Source organism: Mucilaginibacter sp. AK015 (genome assembly GCF_014200785.1).
Classification (GTDB): Bacteria; Bacteroidota; Bacteroidia; order Sphingobacteriales; family Sphingobacteriaceae; genus Mucilaginibacter.
Map to the genome: position 1 here is coordinate 56,730 of NZ_JACHCV010000004.1, position 22,703 is coordinate 79,432.

Annotated in this window: 17 protein-coding genes; 9 read left to right on the forward strand and 8 right to left on the reverse strand. The window is 45.0% G+C overall.

Annotated features, from left to right (window positions below; genetic code table 11):
- The first annotated feature begins 11 nt into the window (after positions 1 to 11).
- Entirely contained in the window at positions 12 to 1,445 is a 1,434-nt protein-coding gene (gene hisS / locus HDC91_RS15225) for a histidine--tRNA ligase (RefSeq protein WP_183553615.1), read from the forward strand.
- On the opposite strand, the gene HDC91_RS15230 is transcribed toward hisS, so the two are convergent.
- Positions 1,446 to 3,296, reverse strand: coding sequence for a PAS domain-containing sensor histidine kinase (locus tag HDC91_RS15230; protein ID WP_183553617.1), 1,851 nt, complete (start codon positions 3,294 to 3,296; stop codon positions 1,446 to 1,448).
- 166 nt (positions 3,297 to 3,462) lie between these two features.
- On the opposite strand from HDC91_RS15230, the gene HDC91_RS15235 reads away from it, so the two are divergent.
- Genes HDC91_RS15235 through ruvC form a run of 4 tightly spaced genes read left to right on the forward strand, consistent with a single transcriptional unit; the run spans position 3,463 to position 8,600 of the window.
- Positions 3,463 to 5,397, forward strand: coding sequence for a DUF3857 domain-containing protein (locus HDC91_RS15235; RefSeq protein WP_183553619.1), 1,935 nt, complete (start codon positions 3,463 to 3,465; stop codon positions 5,395 to 5,397).
- On the forward strand, positions 5,397 to 7,337 hold the full coding sequence (locus HDC91_RS15240; protein WP_183553621.1) for a DUF3857 and transglutaminase domain-containing protein: 1,941 nt from the start codon (positions 5,397 to 5,399) through the stop codon (positions 7,335 to 7,337). The genes HDC91_RS15235 and HDC91_RS15240 overlap by 1 nt, the downstream gene beginning before the upstream one ends.
- A 9-nt stretch (positions 7,338 to 7,346) precedes the next feature.
- Positions 7,347 to 7,985, forward strand: coding sequence for a leucyl/phenylalanyl-tRNA--protein transferase (gene aat / locus HDC91_RS15245; RefSeq protein WP_183553623.1), 639 nt, complete (start codon positions 7,347 to 7,349; stop codon positions 7,983 to 7,985).
- Positions 7,986 to 8,003: 18 nt separating this feature from the next.
- On the forward strand, positions 8,004 to 8,600 hold the full coding sequence (ruvC, locus tag HDC91_RS15250; protein ID WP_183553625.1) for a crossover junction endodeoxyribonuclease RuvC: 597 nt from the start codon (positions 8,004 to 8,006) through the stop codon (positions 8,598 to 8,600).
- Positions 8,601 to 8,697: 97 nt separating this feature from the next.
- Here the strand turns inward: ruvC and HDC91_RS15255 are convergent, their stop codons facing one another.
- Positions 8,698 to 9,183: a hypothetical protein gene (locus tag HDC91_RS15255; RefSeq protein ID WP_183553627.1), complete on the reverse strand. Its 486-nt coding sequence runs from the start codon at positions 9,181 to 9,183 to the stop codon at positions 8,698 to 8,700.
- Positions 9,184 to 9,371: 188 nt separating this feature from the next.
- On the opposite strand from HDC91_RS15255, the gene HDC91_RS15260 reads away from it, so the two are divergent.
- The 3 genes from HDC91_RS15260 to HDC91_RS15270 all read left to right on the forward strand — a co-directional run bounded on the left by HDC91_RS15260 (position 9,372) and on the right by HDC91_RS15270 (position 12,006).
- Positions 9,372 to 9,863, forward strand: a complete 492-nt coding sequence (locus tag HDC91_RS15260) for a DUF6252 family protein (RefSeq protein WP_183553629.1) — start codon at positions 9,372 to 9,374, stop codon at positions 9,861 to 9,863.
- A 134-nt stretch (positions 9,864 to 9,997) separates the two neighbouring features.
- Entirely contained in the window at positions 9,998 to 11,434 is a 1,437-nt protein-coding gene (gene asnS / locus HDC91_RS15265; RefSeq protein WP_183553631.1) for an asparagine--tRNA ligase, read from the forward strand.
- Positions 11,435 to 11,532: 98 nt separating this feature from the next.
- A complete protein-coding gene (locus tag HDC91_RS15270; RefSeq protein ID WP_183553633.1) occupies positions 11,533 to 12,006 on the forward strand; it encodes an SRPBCC family protein in 474 nt (157 codons plus the stop codon).
- A 73-nt stretch (positions 12,007 to 12,079) separates the two neighbouring features.
- On the opposite strand, the gene HDC91_RS15275 is transcribed toward HDC91_RS15270, so the two are convergent.
- From HDC91_RS15275 to secA, 3 genes are all read right to left on the reverse strand, one after another.
- On the reverse strand, positions 12,080 to 13,264 hold the full coding sequence (locus HDC91_RS15275) for a M20 family metallopeptidase (protein WP_183553635.1): 1,185 nt from the start codon (positions 13,262 to 13,264) through the stop codon (positions 12,080 to 12,082).
- Positions 13,257 to 13,724 (reverse strand): SPOR domain-containing protein, encoded by a 468-nt coding sequence (locus HDC91_RS15280; protein ID WP_183553637.1) that lies wholly within the window; start codon positions 13,722 to 13,724, stop codon positions 13,257 to 13,259. The genes HDC91_RS15275 and HDC91_RS15280 overlap by 8 nt, the downstream gene beginning before the upstream one ends.
- Positions 13,725 to 13,873: 149 nt before the next feature.
- Positions 13,874 to 17,182, reverse strand: a complete 3,309-nt coding sequence (secA, locus tag HDC91_RS15285; protein ID WP_183553638.1) for a preprotein translocase subunit SecA — start codon at positions 17,180 to 17,182, stop codon at positions 13,874 to 13,876.
- A gap of 390 nt (positions 17,183 to 17,572) precedes the next feature.
- Here secA and purD point away from each other — a divergent pair, with 390 nt between their 5' ends.
- On the forward strand, positions 17,573 to 18,847 hold the full coding sequence (purD, locus tag HDC91_RS15290; RefSeq protein WP_183553640.1) for a phosphoribosylamine--glycine ligase: 1,275 nt from the start codon (positions 17,573 to 17,575) through the stop codon (positions 18,845 to 18,847).
- A 119-nt stretch (positions 18,848 to 18,966) separates the two neighbouring features.
- Here the strand turns inward: purD and HDC91_RS15295 are convergent, their stop codons facing one another.
- The 3 genes from HDC91_RS15295 to HDC91_RS15305 are packed head-to-tail and all read right to left on the reverse strand — an operon-like array spanning position 18,967 to position 22,554.
- A complete protein-coding gene (locus HDC91_RS15295) occupies positions 18,967 to 20,097 on the reverse strand; it encodes a TlpA disulfide reductase family protein (protein ID WP_183553642.1) in 1,131 nt (376 codons plus the stop codon).
- A 50-nt stretch (positions 20,098 to 20,147) separates the two neighbouring features.
- Complete coding sequence (locus HDC91_RS15300; RefSeq protein WP_183553643.1) at positions 20,148 to 21,320, reverse strand: AhpC/TSA family protein; 1,173 nt, start codon at positions 21,318 to 21,320, stop codon at positions 20,148 to 20,150.
- A 52-nt stretch (positions 21,321 to 21,372) separates the two neighbouring features.
- Complete coding sequence (locus tag HDC91_RS15305; protein ID WP_183553645.1) at positions 21,373 to 22,554, reverse strand: formimidoylglutamase; 1,182 nt, start codon at positions 22,552 to 22,554, stop codon at positions 21,373 to 21,375.
- Between the last annotated feature and the right edge of the window lie 149 nt (positions 22,555 to 22,703).

Consider the following 22,703-nt stretch of genomic DNA (forward strand, 5'->3'; position numbering starts at 1 on the left):
ACCTTTGCCGCATGGCATCCATCAAACCATCTGTACCAAAGGGTACCCGCGATTTCTCTCCCGCCGAAATGGCAAAGCGTAACTTTATTTTTGATACTATAAAAAGCGTATTCAGAAAATACGGGTACCAGCAGATAGAGACCCCCTCGATGGAAAATTCGGACACCTTAATGGGTAAATATGGCGATGAGGGCGACAGGTTGATATTTAAGGTATTAGATAGTGGGGATTTTTTACAACGATCTAAATCTTGGAATCGTCAACAAATAGTTACTAAAGCCGCCATACAAGGCATTTCCAGGTTAACTGCTGATGAGCTAGAAGCAATAACCTCTAAAGAATTATCAAAAGAAATCTCCGAAAAAGCCCTGCGTTACGACCTCACCGTGCCATTTGCCCGCTACGTGGTACAGCACCAAAACGAGATCACATTTCCGTTCAAACGCTTCCAGGTGCAGCCGGTGTGGCGTGCCGACAGGCCGCAGAAAGGCCGCTATCGCGAGTTTTACCAGTGCGACGCGGATGTAGTGGGCTCGGCATCGTTATTGAACGAAGCGGAGTTTATTATGATATACGACGAAGCCTTAAGCCTGCTTGGGTTAAAAGATTTCAGCATCAAAATAAACAACCGAAAGATATTATCGGGCATAGCCCAGGTTATTGATAAGCACGAGAACATTATAGATATGACCGTTGCTATTGATAAGCTTGACAAAATTGGCTTTGATGGAGTTGTGAAAGAACTGCATGAGCGTGGTTTTAGCCAGGCGGATATTGATACCATTAAGCCTATTATCCTTTTAGAGGGCAGCAACGATGATAAACTTTCCAGCTTACGCGATGCTTTAAAAAATTCAACTATTGGCTTACAGGGATGTGACGAGATACAAACCGTATTTGATTATATAGCGGCCTGCAAACCGCTAACGGCAAAACTGGAACTGGATATTACGCTTGCCCGTGGGTTAAACTACTATACCGGCGCTATTTTCGAGGTGAAAACTAATGAGGTTGCCATGGGCAGCATTGGCGGCGGTGGCCGTTACGATGACCTGACTGGTATGTTTGGCCTTAAAGGCCTTACCGGCGCAGGTATCTCATTTGGTGCCGACCGTATTTACGATGTGTTGGAAGAATTGAACTTGTTCCCGCAATCAGCAGAGCAAAGCACACAAGTGCTTATTTGCTGTTTTGATGAGCAGGGCGAAAAATATGGCCTGCCATTATTACAGAGCCTGCGCAGCCAAAATACCAACGCCGAGCTTTATCCCGCGGGCGCTAAAATTAAAAAGCAAATGGAGTATGCCAATAATAAGCATATCCCATATACCGTGTTAATTGGCAGCGACGAAATGCAAAGCGGTTTACTCACTTTTAAAAACATGGAAACGGGCGAACAGGAAAAATTAACCGCTGATGATATCCTGAAAAAACTAAAAAGCTGATCAGGTTAAGTACACCTTAAAGGTTGTGCCTTTGCCTAACTGACTTGTAACTTCAATTTTACCACCCAGGGCTTCTACCTGGTTTTTGGTAATAAAAAGCCCCATTCCCTTGGCATCACGGTTACCGTTGAAGGTTTTGTACATGCCAAACAGGTCGTTGCCATTTTTCTCCATATCTATACCTATGCCGTTATCGGCTATAGTAAAGCCCTGCCGGCCGTGTTCGTTAAAATATTTAAATGTAATTTCCGGGTGCTCTGTTGCCGACCGGTATTTGATTGCATTGCTTACCAGGTTCAAAATAATGCTTTCCAGATAAGCCGGGCTATATACCAGGGTACAGTCAGGCGGTATCTGGTTATCAATATGAATATGCCATAAGCTAATATCGTTACTTAGCAACGCCACAGCACGGTTAAAATAGCTAAGCAAGTCAATCTCGGACTTTTGGATATCTACATTTGTTTGTATAGACACCACCTCATTGAGGTTAGTGATGGTTTCGTTCAGCTGCTCAGAAACCTTCGCTAAATGGCCGGATAGCTCAGCTTTCTCCTCCTCGCTGGTGTGTGGGTCGGCCAGTACATCCATTATCATCTTAAAATTACTGGCATGGGTGCGCAGGTTATGCGATACAATATAGGCAAAGTTTAACAGGCGGTTATTTTGGCTGCTTACCACCTCCAGGGTTTCGCGCAGATGCTGCTCCTGTTGTTTTTGCTCTGTAATATCTATGTGTGTACCAATAATGCGCGCAGCCTTATTATTTTCATCATATTCTATAACTTTCCCTCTGTCAAGTATCCATTTATAGGTACCATCTTTACATAAAACACGGTGCTGGTTCGAGTATATGTCCGTTTTGCCTTCTATATAAGCCCGCACATCAGCAATATACCTTTCCCTGTCGTCCGGATGCACCCGCTTTGTCCATTGCCCGGGCTCGTTACTAAATTCATGCTCTTCAAGGCCTATCATGCTCAGGCATTGTTTGGAATGAAATATCGTATTGTTACGCAGGTCAAAATCCCAAATACCACCGCCGGTACCCTCTGATGCAAATATCCATCTCCGCTCGCTTTCCTTCAGCTGCGATTCGGCCTTTTTGCGTTCCGTAATATCTTTTATTTGCGATACAAAATATAAAGGTTCGCCGGCCTGATCGCGCACCAGCGCCACAAACAGCAATATCCATATAAAACTCCCATCCTTTTTGATGTACCGCTTTTCCAGATTGTAGGTTCGTATTTCGCCACTCAGGGTTTTTTGCAGTAAGGCAAGGTCTGCCTCCAGGTCTTCGGGATGGGTGATCTCCTGAAAGGTTTTGGTCATCAGCTCCTCTGCCGTGTAGCCAAGCATTTCGCATATGCTTTTATTTACCTTCATAAACTTACCCGCCATTGATACCAGCACTACCCCTATAGGCGAGTATTCAAAAGCGTTCCTGAACGTTTCTTCGCTAATCTCAAGCGTTTGTTCAATGGTTTTTTTATCGGTAATATCAATATGGCAGCCCACCATTCGTAAGGGTGTATCCCCATCCCATTCAATAACACGGCCGGTTGTGTTTATCCAAACTATCGAGCCATTTTTATGCTTGTACCTTACATCAATATTGAAGGGGTTTTTGCCATGGCTTTCATAGTGCGCCTTCAGGCAGGCGTCCATCCGGGGCATATCTTCGGGTAATATCAGTTTGGCCCATGTTTCGGTAGTGTCTGGCAGTTCGTGGTCAAGATACCCAAACATGGCTTTAAAAGCAGCACTCAAAATCACCTTATCTTCCTGCAGATAACAATCCCAATAACCCGCAAGGGTTTCCTCAAGGATAATCTTATATATATTCTCCATTAAGTGGGTATTGCAGTGATACTAACGGTAAAGCAATATACAATTATTCAACAATACAATGTTACGGCTTAGCCATATCATAAATAATTGATGTAGCGTATTTTTTTGAACAATATGCCTAAATACGGCACAAAACGCTATATTAGTGCGCCCTAAACCTAATTATATGCGCAAAACTATTACACTTATCTTATTAATCATTGGTGTTTCTGTAACCAATGCTCAAACTCAAACAACTGCTCCTACTACACAACCTTACGGTAAAATTGATTTAGCCGACCTGCAAATGACGTCGTGCGACTTTGAAAAAGCAGCCAATGCCGAAGTGCTGTTCGATAAAAGCAAAGTTTACTTCAACAATAATTATGATATTGTAACTGAGATACACAAACGTGTTAAAATATTTAATGATAACGGTAAAGACTATGCCAACGTACGCATAGAGTATTACGGCGGCGACCGGTCTGAATACATATCTGCCATACAAGCCGAAACCATTAACCTTACCAGCGGTGCGCCCGAAATCACCAAAGTTGATAAAAAACAAATATTCACCGAAAAGGTTGACAGGCTGCGCACAGCTACAGTTTTTTCGTTACCTAACGTTAAACCCGGGTCGGTAATTGAATACAAATATGCCATTGTAAGCAATAACATAGGCAACTTCCCCGACTGGTATTTTCAAACCAGTATACCTACCCGTTACAGCGAACTAACTACCAACGTGCCAGACATTTTATACTATAAAAACCTGGAAACTGTGCGCCAGCCGTATGCGGTTAACAAAACCAATCGCGATGGTTCAATTACAAAGGCATTAGCAGATGTTCCGTCAATTCCGAACGAGCCTTTTATGAGCTCGCGTCAGGATAACTATCAGCGTATATTATTCCAGTTAATGACCATAAGGTCAATGGGGCAAAGAGTGATGACTTTTTCCGATTCGTGGAAAAAGGTTGGCGAAACGCTGATGGAGTCCATTTATTTTGGCGGGCAGCTAAACCATAAAATTGAAGGCGAAGAAGCGCTTATCACCAAAGCCAAAAGCTTGCCTAATGATGATGACCGGATAGCTTATTTATTTAACGAGGTTAAAAAGAATATGAAATGGAGCGAATTGTACGACAAATATTCGGATGATGGCATATCAAAAGCCTGGGACAAAAAGTCGGGCAACTCGGGCGAGATAAACATGATCTTATACCATTTATTAAAAAAATCCGGCGTAAAAGTTTACCCGATGATAGCAAGCACCCGTAAAAACGGGCGCGTTAATCCGGGCTATCCAAATTACTACCAGTTTAATACCACGGTGGCCTACGTACCGGTTGACAGCACTAAATTTTACGTGCTCGATGCATCGAATAAATACAACATTTATAACCAAATCCCTTCAAATTTCCTGAATTCATTTGGTTTTTATATGAATAAAGACGCGAAGGATTACGATGTGCTTTTTCTGCAGAATGTAAAGCCGATAAGGCAGGTGGTGATGCTGAACGGCGAGATAAAAGCCGACGGCAAAATGACGGGAACTGCCGCTATAAGCAACTTCGATTACAACCGTGTGGATGCTATGGCGCGGTACAAAAAAGATGGCGAAAAGAAATTTATCGAGTACATTCAAAACGACGATAATAACCTTAAGGTATCGTCGCTGAAATTCGAAGGAATGGATATTGACACCCTGCCACTAACCCATACATTAAACTTTGATCTTGACCTTACCGGGTCTGACGGGAACTACATTTACTTTAATCCTAACATGTTGAGTTCCATAAAAAACAACCCTTTTCTAAGTGAAAACCGCTACACTGATATTGACTTTGGCTACCGCAGTAATTATATCATAAACTGCACTTTTAAAGTACCTGCCGGCTATAAAGTTGACGTATTACCCAAAAGCATTAACATGACCACGCCGGATAAAACCATTTTCTTCAGGCGGATAGCGGCAGAACAGGACGGTAATATAGTGATCCGCTTTAACGTGGATCAGAAAAAATCTATCTTTTTTAAAGAGGATTACCCGGAGTTGCATGAGTTCTACAAAAAAATGTACGAGATGCTTAACGAGCAGGTTGTTCTAAAAAAATCCTGATGATGCGATACTTGAATGTTAAAAACGTGTTATGCGTAACAACGCTTGCGTTTATTTTGATAAGCAGTTCGTCGTACGCGCAGGATAAAAATATCCCAAAAGCGCTTTACGCCGCTGCCGGCATCCCCGACTCGTTAAAAGAGGATGCCAACTCGGTAATACGGTACAAGATGAAAGATATAACCGTTAACGGGCCCGATGATATATCCGTATACGAACACTCGGTAGTTACTGTATTAAATGAGAAAGGTAATGACGAGGCAGAGGCGGTATTACAGTACAGCAAAAAATACAATTCTATCGGCTCGTTTGAGATGCGTATTTATAACGCCGAAGGTAATTTGGTAAAAAAATATCACAAAAGCGACATGTATGATCGCTCGGCCGTAAGCGGCTCCATAGTTACTGATGAGCGGCTGATGATGATTTCACATAACATTGCCACCTACCCTTCAACCATTGAAATTATATCCGAAACAAAGTACCGAAGTTCTATGAACATCGAATCGTGGTATATTCAATCCGCCGAGCAATCTGTACAGGATGCTTACTGCCATATTGCAATTAAAACAGGGTCGGGGTTTAGATACCTTAACCGTAATATAAGGGTAAAGCCGCAGGCAACTACAGATAATAAAACTGATAGCTATTTGTGGCACGTATCTAATTTAAAGGCCATTAAACTCGAAGAGGGGGCCAGGTCATGGAGGGTTTTACCGCGGATATACTTTGCTGCCAATCAATTTGAATTTTACGGCCTTGATGGTGATTTCAGTTCGTGGGATAGCTTCGGTAAATGGATACAGGGTTTAAATGCTGATGTATGCACACTTGGCCCACAAAGGGCCGAAGAGATACGAACAATGACAGCCGGTATAAAAACCGATAAAGAAAAGGTGAAGTTTTTGTATGAGTACATGCAGCAAAGCATGCGCTATGTAAGCATAAGCCTGGGCATTGGCGGCATGAAACCGTTTGCCGCCGATTTTGTAGACAAGCAAAAATATGGCGATTGTAAAGCATTGTCTAACTACATGTATGCGCTGTTAAAGGCGGTGGGTATTCCGTCTAACTACGCCATTATTAATTCCGGGGCTAATGCGGAACCTGCAGAGCCCGGCTTTGCGCGCAACTCGTTTGACCATGTGATACTTTGTGTACCGTTAAAGGGTGATACTACCTGGCTGGAATGTACCAGCAGCACTCAGGCATGCGGAAAGCTTGGTCCTTTTACCGAGAACAGGCGGGCCCTGCTGATTACCGAAACCGGCGGCAAATTAGTAAACACCCCAAAAAGCAGTGCTGCAGATAATCAACTGAACAGCGAGGTGCAGATTGTATTAAATGCCGATGGCGGCGCCAAAGCCCGGGTTAAAATTTCGAGCACCGGCGAATACCGCGACGATTACCTGGGTATTGCCACCTTGAAAGCTGACGATCAAAAGGAATACCTCATCCGCATGCTCAATATTAAACAGCCAACGGTTTTTGAATATAACCCTTTAACTGACAAGGATGGCGTTAAAGAAGTAGCCCTTGATATCGAGTATGATAAGTTTTGCGATGTAAAGGCAGGCAATAAACAGTTCTATCGCCCGCGTGCAATAGATATATGGGGCAATACGCTGCCTGTAGCAGAAAACAGGAAGTCGGATTATTACTTTAATCAGCCCATGCTAAAAAATTGCACAACTATCATCACCCTGCCCGAAAGTTTTGAAGTTGAAGCTTTGCCGGCAAATCAGAGCCTAAAATTTACATACGGCAGCTTTGACGTTAATTACGTTTACGACACCACCAAAAATCAGGTAATAAGCACCAGCAAATTTGTTTTAACAAACCATGTAATACCGGCCGCAAAGTATACCGAGATGCAGCAATACATGGATAACATTGCTAAGGCCCAAAATAAAAAGCTGGTAATACGTAAGAAGGCTTAATTTTGCCGCATGATTTTCAGGCTTGATGAACGTTTGCTGTTCCCCGATCCGGAACTGGCAGAAGAGGATGGCCTGCTGGCCGTGGGCGGCGATCTGTCAACAGCGCGTTTACTGTTGGCGTATCAAAACGGCATATTCCCCTGGTACAGCGATGACGAGCCTATATTGTGGTATTCGCCGCACGAACGTTTTGTTTTATACCCGCAGGAATTAAAGCTTTCAAAATCAATGAAAAAAGTGCTTCGTTCGGGTAAATTCAGCGTAACTGCCAATACCTGTTTTAATGAGGTTGTAACGGCTTGCTCGTCGGTACAGCGCGAGGGGCAGGATGGCTCCTGGATAACCGCAGATATGAAAGCCGCATACGCTGCGCTGCATACCCTGGGTTACGCACATTCAATTGAGGTATGGCACAACAAGGAATTGGCCGGTGGTTTATACGGTGTACAGGCGGGCAACGTGTTTTGTGGCGAAAGTATGTTCAGTAAAGTAAGCAATGCTTCAAAAACGGCGCTTACATGGCTTTGCAATACCACCAGCTATAAACTGATAGATTGCCAGGTATATACCGGGCATTTGGAAAGTATGGGTGCCCGGATGATAAGCCGCGAAGAATATATGGCCGTTCTGCATAAAACCGGCGCCTAAATATTAGTTTTGTAATACATGGAGCAGGTAATTCACAAAGAGCGCATAATTTTAGGCATCGACCCCGGAACGGCCATCATGGGCTACGGCCTGGTGCTTGAAAAGGGGCCTAAAATTGAACTGATAAGCCTGGGTGTTGTCAAGATGGATAAAATTGACGACCACATGCTAAAGCTTCAGCGCATATTTGAAAAAACTGTGGCGCTAATTGATAACTACAAACCCGATTGCCTGGCGATCGAAGCGCCCTTTTACGGCAAAAATATACAGGTAATGCTGAAGCTTGGCCGTGCACAGGGCGTGTGTATGGCGGCAGCGTTATCCCGCAATGTGTCAATAACCGAATATTCTCCCCGAAAAATTAAGCAATCTATTACAGGTAACGGCAGCGCAACCAAAGAGCAGGTATCAGCCATGCTGCAAACCATTCTTAAATTTAATGAAACCCCCGATTTTTTAGATGCTACCGATGGCCTGGCTGTAGCCGTTTGCCACTCGTTTCAAAAGATAACAGTAGCACGCGGCGGCAAGGTGACCAGCAAAAAGAACCACTCGGGATGGGAGGCCTTCGTAAAAGATAATGCTTCAAGGGTAAGCATTATCTCAAAAAAGTAAAGCGCTTACGGCAATATTACGGCTCCGGCATCCACTCACGCACCCTTGTTGTGGTTATCAATGCTTTTACCTGCAGATATTACGAGTTCGCTATCCATTAGTGCATTCTATGCGTCACCTTTTTAGTTTTTACAACTTTCCGGTGATCTACCCGTACAGGGCGGTTATTACTTTTACCCACCCAATGGTTACGGTACTTTACATCGCGGCTATCACGGATGATGTGTTGACCTGAATGGCCCCGGTAGCTTGCATATTTGGTGCGGTAAACAGTGGCGCGGGTCCATGGCCTTGGCTCGTTTATCACAACTTTATATCCCTTATACACATTATAGTTGCTGTACCTTACCGGTAAGTTTGCCCTGCGTACCCAGGTGTTGTTTTCCAGGTAAATGTACTGATGGGCCGGAACATCATAATAGGTGTCAATATCGGGCATGTAGTAATAATCGGCATGGTCATAACCTGCAGGGCCCCATTCGGGCTGACTGCCAATATTGATGCTTAAACTGATTTGCGCGTCGGCTGATTTGTATGCTATACAGCTTAAAAATATCGCTGCAGTAATTATTATCTTTTTCATAATCGTATGTTTTGTATGTATGACGTACCCCAACACTCATAGTTTAACAAACTACCGGTTATAACAGGGTTGTTACACACCTCACAGATCATGCGGGCAATCACTCTTGTCTGAAAAAAATTATTCACGTTGTAGCGCCTGCAATTTTTTTAACGTATAGTATAAAACACATTCAAAATACTTCCTATATGAAAAAGTTCATCTTAACATTTACATCAATTGCAGCTGTATCGTTATTGCTAACGGCATGTATAAAAAACGATGACAATTGCTGCGCGCCACCTTATCAGCCTTATTTTGCCGCTGAAAGGGCCGGGTTACAGGTTTATGCAGAACCGGGCAGTAAAAAAATTGGTACCGACTCTATCGCGATAGCCGGCATTACCCGAACTGCAGGTATTATTATGCATGTTAAATACACCGGCAAGGGCGTTTATACCTTAACAGGTAACCAGGGCAAATACTATCAGCTAATTGGTAACGATACCGTTAGTCGTTACAGTGTTGGATTGGCAAACGGCAGCTCTATCGAGGTTACCGATGTTGATAGCGTGAACCACGCGATAGAAGGTAAGTTTACTTTAAACCTTAAGCGCACCTTTCCGGCTACATCAAGCACTTACCCCGATAGTGTTAAGTACACTAAAGGCCAGTTCCTGATCTATCTGCCCCGCAACTAATTAACCGGCGCGTTATCTGCAGGCAGGTGACAGCACCAGTATTAAAAGCCCTTTCTAAATCCGCCGGCCGGCAAGGAGATTTAGGAGGGCTTTTTAGCAAATAATTGTATTTTTGCCGCATATACTTTTATGATATGAGCGCTCGTACAAAAATTAAAGCACTACTTGAAAGCGGTAAAACCGATATTGATGTAACTGTTAAAGGATGGGTACGTACCTTCCGTAACAATCAATTTATAGCTTTAAATGATGGCTCAACAAATAGCAACCTGCAAATAGTTGTTGATTTTGAAAACACCGACCCTGCTTTATTAAAACGCATTACTACCGGCGCCGCGCTTAGCGTTAGCGGCAGGCTTGTCGAATCATTGGGGAAAGGCCAGAGTGTTGACGTTAAAGCAACATCCATAGAGATACTTGGCGACAGCGACCCGGAAAAATATCCCCTGCAGCCTAAAAAACACAGCCTCGAATTTTTACGCGAGATAGCGCACCTGCGGTTCCGTACCAATACTTTCGGGGCCATATTCAGGGTGCGTAATACGCTATCGTTTGCCGTACATACATTTTTCCAGGAGCGGGGCTTTGTGTACCTGCATACGCCTGTAATTACCGCCAGTGATGCAGAGGGTGCCGGCGAAACCTTCCACGTAACCAACTTTGACCTGGCCAACCCGCCAAAAACCGAGACCGGCGAGGTGGATTTTAAACAGGACTTCTTCGGCCGTGCCACTAATCTTACGGTATCGGGCCAGTTGGAAGGCGAGCTGGGCGCAATGGCTTTAAGCGACATTTATACCTTCGGGCCTACCTTCCGTGCTGAAAATTCAAACACTACCCGCCACCTGGCCGAGTTTTGGATGATAGAGCCCGAAATGGCTTTTTACGACGCAAAGGACAATGCGGACCTTGCCGAGGCTTTACTTAAATATGTGATTAGCTATGTGCTTGATAAGAACAAAGAGGATCTTGAATTTTTAAGTCAGCGGTTGCTTGACGAAGAAAAACAGAAGCCGCAAAACGAACGCTCTGAAATGACCCTGTTAGAAAAGCTGCAGTTTTGTTTGAACAATGATTTTGAACGCCTTACTTACACCGAGGCTATCGATATCCTGAAAGAATCGACCCCGAACAAAAAGAAAAAGTTCCAGTATCTGGTTGAGGGCTGGGGCACCGACCTGCAATCAGAACATGAGCGTTACCTGGTTGAGAAACACTTCAAAAAACCGGTTATCCTTACGGATTATCCGAAAGAGATAAAATCGTTCTACATGCGCCAGAACGACGACGGCAAAACCGTTGCCGCTATGGACATCCTTTTCCCGGGCATAGGCGAGATCGTTGGCGGTTCGCAGCGCGAAGAACGCCTTGATAAACTGGAGCAGCGTATGGACGAGATAGGCATCCCTAAAGAGGAACTTTGGTGGTACCTGGATACCCGCCGTTTTGGTGGCTGCCCGCATTCGGGTTTTGGTTTGGGCTTCGAGCGTTTGGTACTGTTTGTTACCGGCATGGGTAATATCCGCGATGTTATACCTTTCCCAAGGTTCCCGAAAAACGCAGAGTTTTAACCGGAAATTTCTCAGATTTTTTAAGGAATTTTCTGAAAAACTGCGGTTAATACAGCATATCTGCCTGCGTTTTGTTGGCAGCTTCGGTCAGGAATATTATGCCAAAAATAGAATTATCTACCACCATTAACGCCGCCATACAATGCTGCTTTGATGTATCAAGGGATATTGATATTCATATGGCTTCAACCGCGCATACCGGCGAAAAAGCCATCGCCGGCCGCACCAGCGGACTGATAGAACTGGGCGAAACCGTTACCTGGCGGGCAAAACACTTCGGCATATGGCAAAATCTTACCTCTAAGATCACGGAATTTAACTCACCCTACTTCTTTGTTGACGAAATGGTTGAGGGTGCTTTCAAAAGTTTCAGGCATGAGCATTATTTCGATAAAATCGATGATAATCAAACACTTATGAAGGATGTGTTTATTTTTAAATCGCCCTTAAGTGTATTTGGCAATCTTGCCGATTGGTTGTTTCTGAAACAATATATGACCAATTTGCTGGTGAAGCGTAACCTGGTAATTAAGAAAGAGGCGGAAGCACAGACCATAGCCGATAGCCAATAAACATGGTCAAATGGTACGTTACTCCGCAAAAATGCATTCCGTGTGGACTATCGACTATCGTCCATGGACCAACCTAATTCCCCAACTGCTTAACTGCCAGATAAGCCATCAGGCCAGTGCTCAACTCCAGTGCGCTTTCCTCTATGTCAAAGGTTGGGGTATGTACCGACGAGGTAATGCCCCGGGCCTCGTTACGGGTACCCAGGCGGTAAAAGCAACTATCGGCAGCCTGCGAGTAATAAGCAAAATCCTCTGCAGCCATCCAGATATCCAGGTCGAGCACGTTTTCCTTACCAAGGTAATCCTCGGCATTGGCGCGGGTTACAGCAGTTAACTTTTCCTCGTTGATAAGAAATGGGTAACCCTTCATAATATTAAACTCGCAGCTGCCGCCCATACTTTCGGCGATGCCTTCGGCCATTTTCTTCATTTTAATGTGCGCTTCGCTGCGCCATTTTTCGTCCATCGTACGGAAGGTGCCTTCCAGATACACCTCATTGGGTATAACATTAGTAGCGCCGTTCGCAATTACCTTACCAAATGACAGCACCGATGGGCTCTTAGGGTCGGCATAGCGGCTAACAATGGTTTGCAGCGCGGTTAAAATATGCGCGGTAATAATAACCGGGTCGACGTTTTGCTGTGGCTGCGCGCCGTGGCCGCCTTTACCCTTTACCGTAACGTAAAGCTCATCAGTTGAGGCCATGTATTTGCCTGCACGGAAACCAACCTTTCCCGCATCAATAAGCGGCATAACATGCTGGCCAATAACAGCAGCAGGCTTAGGGTTTTCAAGTACCCCCTCCTTTATCATCAGGCTGGCACCACCAGGCAGCTTTTCTTCAGCCGGTTGAAATATCAATTTTACAGTGCCACCAAATTCGCTTTTTAAGCTTGTCAGTATTTTGGCCACGCCCAATAACGATGAAGTGTGCACATCGTGCCCGCAGGCGTGCATTACACCCGGATTTTGCGATCTATACGGGACATCGTTCGCTTCGGTGATTGGCAGCGCGTCCATATCCGCACGCAGGGCCACTACCTGGTTGCCGGGCTTATCACCCTTTATCAATGCCACCAGGCCTGTATCAGCCATTTTATGGTATTCCAGGCCAAGTTCTTCCAGCTTATTTGCCACAAACACGGATGTTTCTACCTCGTGGAAAGAAAGTTCGGGATGCGAGTGCAAGTGCCTGCGGTTAGCTACCACATCATCAAAAATATCTTTTGCTAAAGCGCGAATTCTTTCTTTAATCATTAGGAATAACCGTTTTTGGTGGATTGATCTTTTCGGATACGATGAACATTGCCGCGAACATTGTTTTTAGCTGCTCCTTCATTCGCTCGGCCTCAATTCGCGACCTGAAATCGCCGGCCCTTACTTTAAAATTCGGTTCGCGGTAAATAATATAAGTGCGCATCTCGGGGAACGCCCTGTTAAATTTAGCTTGCGCGTTATAAGCAGCGGTGCGGTTGCTGCCGCTGTATATTTGCACACGATAACCATACGACGAGGTATAACCCACAGCGCCGCTAACATTGCTTTTATTAAGATCGGCACGCCTGGCTAACAGGGTATCAAACAAGGACGGGGCTACCACCTGTACCTTGCCGCGTGTTTGTGCTGCGGCAATTGCCGGCAGTAATATGGCTACACAAAAAAAGCAACATTTGATAAGGCTAAATTGAGCTTGGTTACCACATATTGCTTTTTTCATGTTCATCGTGTTCTTTTAACCGTCATTGACCCGTGCCTCGCATCTGCGTGGGTAAATTGGGTGTTGTCAGTTTGAGCTCGTTGAACCATCAGCGTGCTAAGTGTTCCTACAAGCTCAAACTGACATACCAACAACCAAGCCAAGGCTAATTAATTTTGCCCTACGCCGTGGCAGTTTTTGTATTTTTTGCCGCTGCCGCATGGGCACGGGTCATTTCTGCCTATCTTTTGCTCCACTTTTACGGGGGTTGGCTTTTGTATTTCGCGTGTATCTTCAACCGGCATACCATTGGTTTCTCTAACCAATTCCGGTTTTGACGTACGCATGTTCCTTAGATCGAGCTTTGGCTGCGGTGCTGCCTCGCGTACCTGCTCTGGCGCCTGCTGAACCGGGATACCCCCCCTGAAAAGGAAGCTAACCAGCTCTTTGTTCACGTTTGATAACATCTGGCGGAACAACTCAAAGGCTTCGAACTTGTAAACCAGCAACGGGTCTTTTTGTTCGTAAACGGCGTTTTGTACCGATTGCTTCAATTCATCCATTTCGCGCAGGTGCTCTTTCCACGCATCGTCTATCAGATAAAGGGTAACGTTTTTCTCGAAGGATTTGAATACTTCTAAGCCGTTATTCTCAACTGCCTTTTTAAGCGGAACCGAGACCTGCAGGCCATGGATACCATCAGAAAAAGGAACTACAATATTTTCTACATATTGGCCGCGGGTATCGTAAACATCCTTTAACACAGGGTATGCCTGCTGCGCAACCGCCTCTGCTTTGCGTTTATAGAAGTTGGTTACCTCGGTAAATGTGCTCTCAACCAATGTGTTTATATTGGTAGCCGAAAACTCCTCCGCGTTAACTTCAGTATCTATCGAGAATAAACGGATGATCTCCATCTGGAAACCTTCGTAATTATTCGCCTCTTTATATTCGGTTACTACATCTTCAATAACATCATAAACAGTATTGCTCAGGTCAACGTCAAGGCGGTCTCCAAACAGGGCGTTCTTTCGCTTAGCATAAATAACGGTACGCTGCGAGTTCATGACATCGTCATACTCCAGCAAGCGTTTACGTATACCAAAGTTATTCTCTTCCACTTTCTTTTGTGCTCGCTCAATTGATTTCGAGATCATCGAATGCTGTATCACCTCACCTTCCTCGATACCCATTCGCACCATCAGATTTGAGATACGCTCTGAGCCAAATAAGCGCATCAGGTTATCCTCAAGCGATACAAAGAACTGCGACGAACCCGGGTCGCCCTGCCTTCCGGCACGCCCACGCAACTGCCTGTCGACACGTCGCGATTCGTGGCGCTCGGTACCCACAATGGCTAAACCACCGGCAGCCTGCACACCCGGCCCTAATTTTATATCCGTACCACGGCCGGCCATGTTGGTTGCAATGGTTACTGTGCCCGCCTGGCCAGCTTCGGCCACAATGTCGGCCTCCTTCTGGTGCATTTTAGCGTTCAGTACATTGTGCTTGATACCGCGCAGCTTAAGCATACGGCTCAGTAATTCAGATATCTCTACTGATGTTGTACCCACCAGTACCGGCCTGCCGGCCTGCGTAAGGCTAACTATCTCTTCGGCTACGGCGTTGTATTTTTCGCGCACGGTGCGGTAAACAAGATCCTGCCTGTCGTCGCGGCTTATCGGGGTATTGGTTGGTATTTCTACCACATCAAGCTTGTATATTTCCCAAAACTCGCCCGCTTCGGTAACGGCAGTACCGGTCATACCACAAAGTTTGTGGTACATCCTGAAATAGTTTTGTAAGGTTACCGTAGCAAATGTTTGGGTAGCATCTTCTACCTTAACATTCTCCTTAGCCTCGATAGCCTGATGTAACCCATCCGAGTAACGGCGGCCATCCAAAACACGGCCTGTTTGCTCATCAACTATTTTTACTTTACCATCGTCAAGGATGTACTCGGTATCTTTTTCGAATAAGGTGTATGCCTTTAGTAGTTGGTTAACCGAGTGAATACGTTCTGATTTGATAGAGAAATCGCGCATCAGCTCGTCCTTTTTGGCTATCTTTTCTTCGGCCGGGAGATCTGACTTTTCAATATTCGCAATTTCAGTACCTACATCGGGCATTACAAAGAAGCTTGGGTCCTCACCCGATGCAGTGATCAGTTCGATACCTTTTTCAGAAAGTTCAACCGAGTTATGCTTTTCGTCGATGACAAAAAACAGTTCCGAATCAACCTTGGGCATTTCCTTGCCCTGGTCCTGCATGTAATGGTTTTCCGTTTTTTGCAATACCTGCCTGTTTGCGCCTTCACTTAAAAATTTGATAAGGGCCTTATTTTTTGGCAATGCACGGTGAGCGCGTAATAACGACAAGCCGCCTCCATCAATGCTTGTATCGCCATCATTTATCGCTTTTTTCGCCTCGTTTAAAACACTGTTAACGTATGCTTTTTGGGCGTTCACCAGGCGCTCTATACGGGGTTTAAGCTCATAAAACTCGTGTTCATCGCCACGCGGAATTGGCCCGGAGATGATCAGCGGCGTACGGGCGTCATCAATCAACACCGAATCCACCTCATCCACCATGGCGTAATGTAATTTGCGTTGCACCAGCTCTTCGGGGCTGCGTGTCATATTGTCACGCAAATAGTCAAAACCAAATTCGTTATTGGTACCAAAGGTAATATCAGCTAAGTATGCTTTACGGCGCTCTTCAGAGTTTGGCTCGTGCTTATCAATACAATCAACCGCCAGGCCGTGAAACTCATATAAAGGCCCCATCCATTCGCTATCGCGGCGTGCCAGGTAATCATTAACCGTTACAATGTGCACACCCTGGCCTGCAATGGCATTAAGGTAAGCAGGCAGTGTAGCTACCAGCGTTTTACCTTCACCGGTTGCCATTTCGGCAATTTTACCCTGGTGCAATACAATACCACCAATCAGCTGCACGTCGTAGTGTACCATATTCCAGGTAACCTCGTTACCCGCAGCCAGCCAGGTGTTATGGTGAACGGCCTTGTCGCCTTTTATAACGACATTATTTTTTTTGGCGGCCAGCTCGCGATCAAACTGGGTCGCTGTAACTTCAAGGGTTGGGTTTTCAGCAAATCGGCGCGCTGTTTCTTTTACCACGGCAAATGCTTCAGGTAAAATATTCATTAATATATCCTCAAGCTCTTTATTGCGGTCTTTTTCAAGCTTATCTAACTGCGTATACAGGGTAACTTTTTCGCTTACCTCCATATTCAGTTCGGTTTCGGTACGGGTTTTTATGGCCTGTATCTCGCTGTCGATACCGGCAAGACCTGCTGCAATGGTCTCTTTAAATTCTGCTGTTTTAGCCCTAAGCTCATCGTTGCTCAGCTGGTCAAGCTTAGCGTATGCAGCCTTTATCTTCTCAACTATAGGCGTAAGGCCTTTAACGTCACGTTCTGATTTGCTTCCAAAAAGCTTACTGAAAAAATCTAACATATTGTTTTTATATAATGCACCAAACTCAATAATTGCGCCAGTGCAATTTTAAAGTCATTTTGACATGCAAAGGTACGATTTTGAGGTTAAAGCTGAAAGGCAAAAGGCGAAAGCTGATAGGGATATGATAAGGATATCGATATTTTGGTATAATTAATTCTCGTTATTTTTATCCTCTTCCTCAAGATCATTTGCATCGGCAAAAATCATCGAAAAATTTACCTTCATCAAACGTGAGTTCTTTCGGTTTTCTGTTTAAAATCGCTATATCATAACGTAAAACCTGGGGTCCTTACTCTTTCAATCCTGATATGGTGTAATTTTTCAGCTTTAACCCCTTACCAAATCAACCACAATCAACCATTACACCAAATTGTTATCTTTGCCCGTATGAACATCCTGCTCCTTGGCTCGGGCGGAAGGGAAAGCGCCTTCGCCTGGAAAATTTCGCAAAGCCCGAAATGCGACAAGCTTTTTATAGCGCCCGGCAATGCCGGTACCGGCCAGTATGGTACTAACGTTAACTTAAAGGTTACTGATTTTAAAGGCATAAAGGCTTTTTGCCTGGCAAACAGTATCGATATGGTGCTCGTAGGGCCCGAAGAACCGCTTGTAAAAGGTATTCACGATTTCTTTTTGGCTGATGAACTGCTAAAGAACATTCCGGTAATTGGCCCTCAACAGGAAGGCGCTCAATTAGAGGGCAGCAAAGACTATTCAAAAGCATTTATGCAGCGTAATAACGTACCAACTGCTGCATCGCGCACGTTTACCCGCGATACTTTGCAGGAAGGTTTTGATTATTTGGCCACCACCGGCCTGCCCGTTGTACTAAAAGCCGACGGACTGGCAGCAGGCAAGGGCGTTTTAATTTGCCTTACCCTTGAAGAAGCCCGCCAGGAACTATTAGAAATGCTTACCGAAGCTAAATTTGGTGATGCCAGCTCAAAGGTGGTGATAGAACAATTTTTACAGGGAATAGAGCTGTCGGTTTTTGTGATGACCGATGGCAGCAACTACAAAATATTACCCGAAGCGAAAGACTATAAGCGCATTGGCGAAGGGGATACCGGTTTAAATACCGGGGGAATGGGCTCGGTTTCGCCGGTGCCGTTTGCTGATGCGGAATTTATGCACAAGGTAGAGCAGCGGGTGATCATTCCTACTATTGAGGGGCTGAAACGTGAAGGAATACCCTATAAAGGATTTATTTTTATAGGGTTAATGAATACCTATGGTGAGCCATGGGTTATTGAATATAACTGCCGTATGGGCGACCCTGAAACGGAAAGCGTTATGCCGCGTATTGCGAGTGACTTTGTAGACCTGCTGCTTGGCGTTGCCGACGGCAATTTGAACGAGAAAGAGTTAATAATAGCTGATAAAACCGCTGCTACCGTAGTGTGCGTAGCCGGCGGCTATCCGGGCGAATACCTGAAAAATAAAACCATATCCGGTATCGAAAATGTTCGCGATTCGCATGTATTCCACGCAGGCACCAGCCTTGATGGCGACGAAGTAAAGGCAACCGGGGGCCGCGTGTTAGCCATTACCAGCTTACAGGATAATATGTTCGATGCGCTGCAACAGGCCACAGCCGATGCCGCCCGGATTTATTACGATGGGGTATATTTTCGTAAGGATATCGGGTTTGACCTTTTATAGTCCGAAAGTCGGATGTCCGGAAGTCCGGAAAGATAAATAGTCGTTAAACAGAAAGTCCGAAAGAAGAAGCTAAGCAGCTTATCTTTCGGACTTTTTGTCTTCCGGACTTTCGGGCTCAATTAGATCTTCCCGAACAATTCGGCAAGCTTATCTTCCAGGTCCAGGCCTCTCAGGTTTTTGCCAATGATCTTACCGTTAGGGTCAATCAGAAAATTTTGAGGGATGGCGCGTACCGCGTATGTATCGGCGGGGCGGCTTTTCCAGCCTTGCAGGTCGGATATCTGTGTCCACTGCAGGCCGTCCTTATAAATGGCACCCATCCATGCCGCTTTAGCGCCTTTACCATCAAGCGACACCCCCAAAATGGTAAAGTTTTTTGTTTTATACTGATTGTAGGCGCGAACAACATTTGGATTTTCGCGGCGGCACGGGCCACACCACGATGCCCAAAAATCAACCAATACATATTTCCCGCGGAATGAGGCCAGGCTGACAACCTTGCCTGCAGTATCAGCTTCGGCAATATCAGGGGCGGTTGCGCCAAGGGCTACTTTCTTAAGCCTGGGCAGCAGATCGCCGAACGCCTTACCCCCCTCTGATCCCTTTATTGCAGGGGAAAGATTGCTGTAAAGCGGCTCAATATCTACATAATCGGCGCTGTAAACAAAGCTTTGCAAAGCGTTTAAACTCACGTACGAGTCGGGGTGTTCTTGTATAAATTTTTTGTTTATTTCTTTTTCCTGTGTTTCTATGGCTTTTTCATCCTTCCAGCTCTCCCTCATAAAAACAGGCGATTTTTTTTGTTCGTCGGTAATACCCTTTTGCTTTTCTTCCATCGCTGTATAAGCATCATTTATCGGTTTTAAAGCTGCCTGGTATTGTTCATTTTCGGCGTTAGCCTTTGTACCGCTTACCGATGCTTTTGCAATTTCATCACTGCCGTTCACGGTAATGGTTCCCGGCTCAATATAAATGGCCTTATAATCGCGCGATGAGTTTATGCTATTGCCTTTAGGGTTTAGCAATAAATATCCCTGCCCGGGTGTGGCGGCCGCCATGCCCGTAAACTTAAATTCGCCGTTTTTCAATACAGCCGAATCCATAACCGTTTTTCCAGCGTTGCGGTATTGTATGTAAACTTTGGCGGGAGCGTTGTAGGTACCAACCTTGCCTTGTACGGTAAAGGCGGCATCCTGTGCCATAGCAAGCATTGGCAAAAGCGCCATCGCGCTTGCAATTAGTTTTTTCATAATATCGTTATCAATTTGTAAGCCCTAATATCAAATTAAATTGCACGAAATCAAATTTTACCGAGTAACTTTTCCAATGCAATATCCAGATCATCGCCGCGCAGGCCCTTGGCTACAATTTTCCCTTGCGGGTCGATCAGAAAGTTTTGCGGGATAGACTGCACGCCGTACAAAGTAGCGGCTAAATTACCCCAGTATTTCAAGTCAGACACTTGTGTCCAGGTAAGTCCGTCGTTTTTAATAGCTGCAAGCCAGGCGCTTTTGTCCTCGGGCTTGTCTAACGATACGCCAAGCACTGTAAAGTTTTTGCCTTTATACTTGTTGTATAACTTTACCAGGTTGGGATTCTCCTGCCTGCAGGGGCCGCACCACGACGCCCAAAAATCTATCAGCACATATTTGCCCCGAAATGATGACAATTGCACCGGCAAGCCGTTTACATCATTTTGGGTAAAGTCAGGCGCAATAGCGCCTATATCGGTTAGCTTCAATGCGTCAATGGATATTTTTAACTGTTTACCACCTTCAGAATTTTGCAGATCAGCCGATAGCTGGTTAAACAAGGGCTCTATTTCGGCAACCTGTGGGGTAGGGCCGCTTATGCCCGATAAAGCCAGCAAACTGATATAGCTTGATGGATGAGCGGTTATGAAATTTTTAAGAACGCTTTTTTGCTCGGCTTGCAGTACTTTATATTTGGCTTGCACGCTGTTTTGAAACGCCGCAGAACGTTGCTGCGCGGCGGGCGCATTTTGGGCCTCGGCGGTTAGTTTTTTTGCTTTGTCCACTATCACATTCAGTTGCGACTTAAGTGCTTTGTTATCATCATTTACGGGCGACCCGATAATATCGGCGTGCGCAACAGAGTCCTTTCCCGTGATTGTGATATCACCTTTTTCAATAAAAAAGTTTAGCCCATCAGCGGTTTTTGAAGGCCTGCCATTAGGAAAGTTCTCCTCGCTGTACTTATCAAATCCCTGGTTTTTATGGTCGATAAACAGTGATGCCATAACCGGATCCATCACCACACCTTCAAACTTAAACGCGCCGTTAATAACATTGGCGGAATCTATGATATTATCAGCTCCCGAGTAGTAAACCAGGTAAGCCTTAGCCGGCGTTTTTATATCAGTAAGTTTGGTTTGCAGGGTAAACGGTTTTCCGTTTTGAGCAAAGGCCAGCACAGGGAAAAATGCCAATAAGGCAAAAAACAATTTCTTCATTTAAAATATCGGTAAAGTATCTATAACGGGTAAATGCCTAATCAATTGCAGGTTAGTTCAGTTTTTGATAGGTGCGCCACCACAGATCGGGCATTTCGCCGGATACCGCAGTTTTATAGTCGTCATACCGGCAGGGCACTAAATGGAACCGTTCGTTTTTAGAACCGCCTGTTGGGTAAGGCACCTGCATCCACCAGCGGTCGCTTTTTTTGCTTTTCACAAACACCAGTTCGTGTTCGTCGTGTTTAAGGCTGGTTTTGTATATCAGGTATTGTGATTTTGGATTGAGCGGGAAATCCCGTTTGCGGTTATAAAAGCCATCGATGAAGTACCATATCATCTGCGAAAGCAGCATGGCGGTTTGCCCGTTACTGTCATACGCCGGGTTAAATTCGTAGAAACCTATTGACGTAAGTTTATCATTAAAACCTGCGTAACGGCATATCTGGCAAGCTTCTTCGCCATAAAAGCCGTTTGGTTTCGCGTTGGCATTGCCCGCCGCATCTGATGAGCGAATGGCACCCATATCAAAGCTTATCATGTTAGCATTGCGGATGATGGGCTCGGCTACCGCTATGTTTTGGGTAAGCTCGCCAAGGCGGTGCACATCAAAATAAAGTTTATCCATAACACGCAAACTATCCTGGCTGGCAAAATAGGTTTGATAACCCATATTGCTGTAGTTAAACAGGTAATTTGGCTCGTGCAGGAAAATTTTATTCAGATAAGATGCAGAAGTAGTTTCAATGGTTTCACTGAAACTATCGTCTTCCAGGTCAAACTGCGAATCAACCACCAGCATATCCACTTTTTGTTCAAGACTTTCGTACCCAAGGTACTGGGCGTAGGTAAGATCCTGCCCACCGCCTATGATCAGCGGAGTAATGTCTTTTTTTATCAGTTCCTCAACAACGGTTTTTAACGCGTAATAAGTATCTACAACTGTTTCGCCGCGGGCGATGTTACCCAGGTCGGCTATCCTGGTGGTATAGCTGCCCTCGTGAAGCTGGTAAAGTTTCTCGCGGACATAATCTGGGGCCAAGGCACAACCGGGGTTGTTTACAGCATTTCTATCATCAAGCACTCCAATAATAGCGATATCGGTTTTTTGTTCCAGATCCGGAAAGTCAACCGAATAGTGCTCGATCTTATCGCCCAGCTGACTGGTGAAATATCCGTTTCTTGGCGTGATCTTTTTAAGATCGATAGGTGTAAAAAAATCGGCTAAAGACATTGTTTATTGATGTGCAAAATATGCTGATGTGCAAATGTGCAGATATTTTTGGACGTGTCGTTATCCAATTTTTAATATCAAACATCATTTTTTATTTTTTTGTCAGTACGTCTGCATATTTGCACATCCGCATTTCTAATTGCAGATTT

Bases quoted from the DNA above. Each gene is read 5' to 3' on its own strand.
- hisS (WP_183553615.1), top strand. From the start codon at position 12: ATGGCATCCATCAAACCATCTGTACCAAAGGGTACCCGCGATTTCTCT.
- HDC91_RS15230 (WP_183553617.1), bottom strand. From the start codon at position 3,296: ATGGAGAATATATATAAGATTATCCTTGAGGAAACCCTTGCGGGTTAT.
- HDC91_RS15235 (WP_183553619.1), top strand. From the start codon at position 3,463: ATGCGCAAAACTATTACACTTATCTTATTAATCATTGGTGTTTCTGTA.
- HDC91_RS15240 (WP_183553621.1), top strand. From the start codon at position 5,397: ATGATGCGATACTTGAATGTTAAAAACGTGTTATGCGTAACAACGCTT.
- aat (WP_183553623.1), top strand. From the start codon at position 7,347: ATGATTTTCAGGCTTGATGAACGTTTGCTGTTCCCCGATCCGGAACTG.
- ruvC (WP_183553625.1), top strand. From the start codon at position 8,004: ATGGAGCAGGTAATTCACAAAGAGCGCATAATTTTAGGCATCGACCCC.
- HDC91_RS15255 (WP_183553627.1), bottom strand. From the start codon at position 9,183: ATGAAAAAGATAATAATTACTGCAGCGATATTTTTAAGCTGTATAGCA.
- HDC91_RS15260 (WP_183553629.1), top strand. From the start codon at position 9,372: ATGAAAAAGTTCATCTTAACATTTACATCAATTGCAGCTGTATCGTTA.
- asnS (WP_183553631.1), top strand. From the start codon at position 9,998: ATGAGCGCTCGTACAAAAATTAAAGCACTACTTGAAAGCGGTAAAACC.
- HDC91_RS15270 (WP_183553633.1), top strand. From the start codon at position 11,533: ATGCCAAAAATAGAATTATCTACCACCATTAACGCCGCCATACAATGC.
- HDC91_RS15275 (WP_183553635.1), bottom strand. From the start codon at position 13,264: ATGATTAAAGAAAGAATTCGCGCTTTAGCAAAAGATATTTTTGATGAT.
- HDC91_RS15280 (WP_183553637.1), bottom strand. From the start codon at position 13,724: ATGAAAAAAGCAATATGTGGTAACCAAGCTCAATTTAGCCTTATCAAA.
- secA (WP_183553638.1), bottom strand. From the start codon at position 17,182: ATGTTAGATTTTTTCAGTAAGCTTTTTGGAAGCAAATCAGAACGTGAC.
- purD (WP_183553640.1), top strand. From the start codon at position 17,573: ATGAACATCCTGCTCCTTGGCTCGGGCGGAAGGGAAAGCGCCTTCGCC.
- HDC91_RS15295 (WP_183553642.1), bottom strand. From the start codon at position 20,097: ATGAAAAAACTAATTGCAAGCGCGATGGCGCTTTTGCCAATGCTTGCT.
- HDC91_RS15300 (WP_183553643.1), bottom strand. From the start codon at position 21,320: ATGAAGAAATTGTTTTTTGCCTTATTGGCATTTTTCCCTGTGCTGGCC.
- HDC91_RS15305 (WP_183553645.1), bottom strand. From the start codon at position 22,554: ATGTCTTTAGCCGATTTTTTTACACCTATCGATCTTAAAAAGATCACG.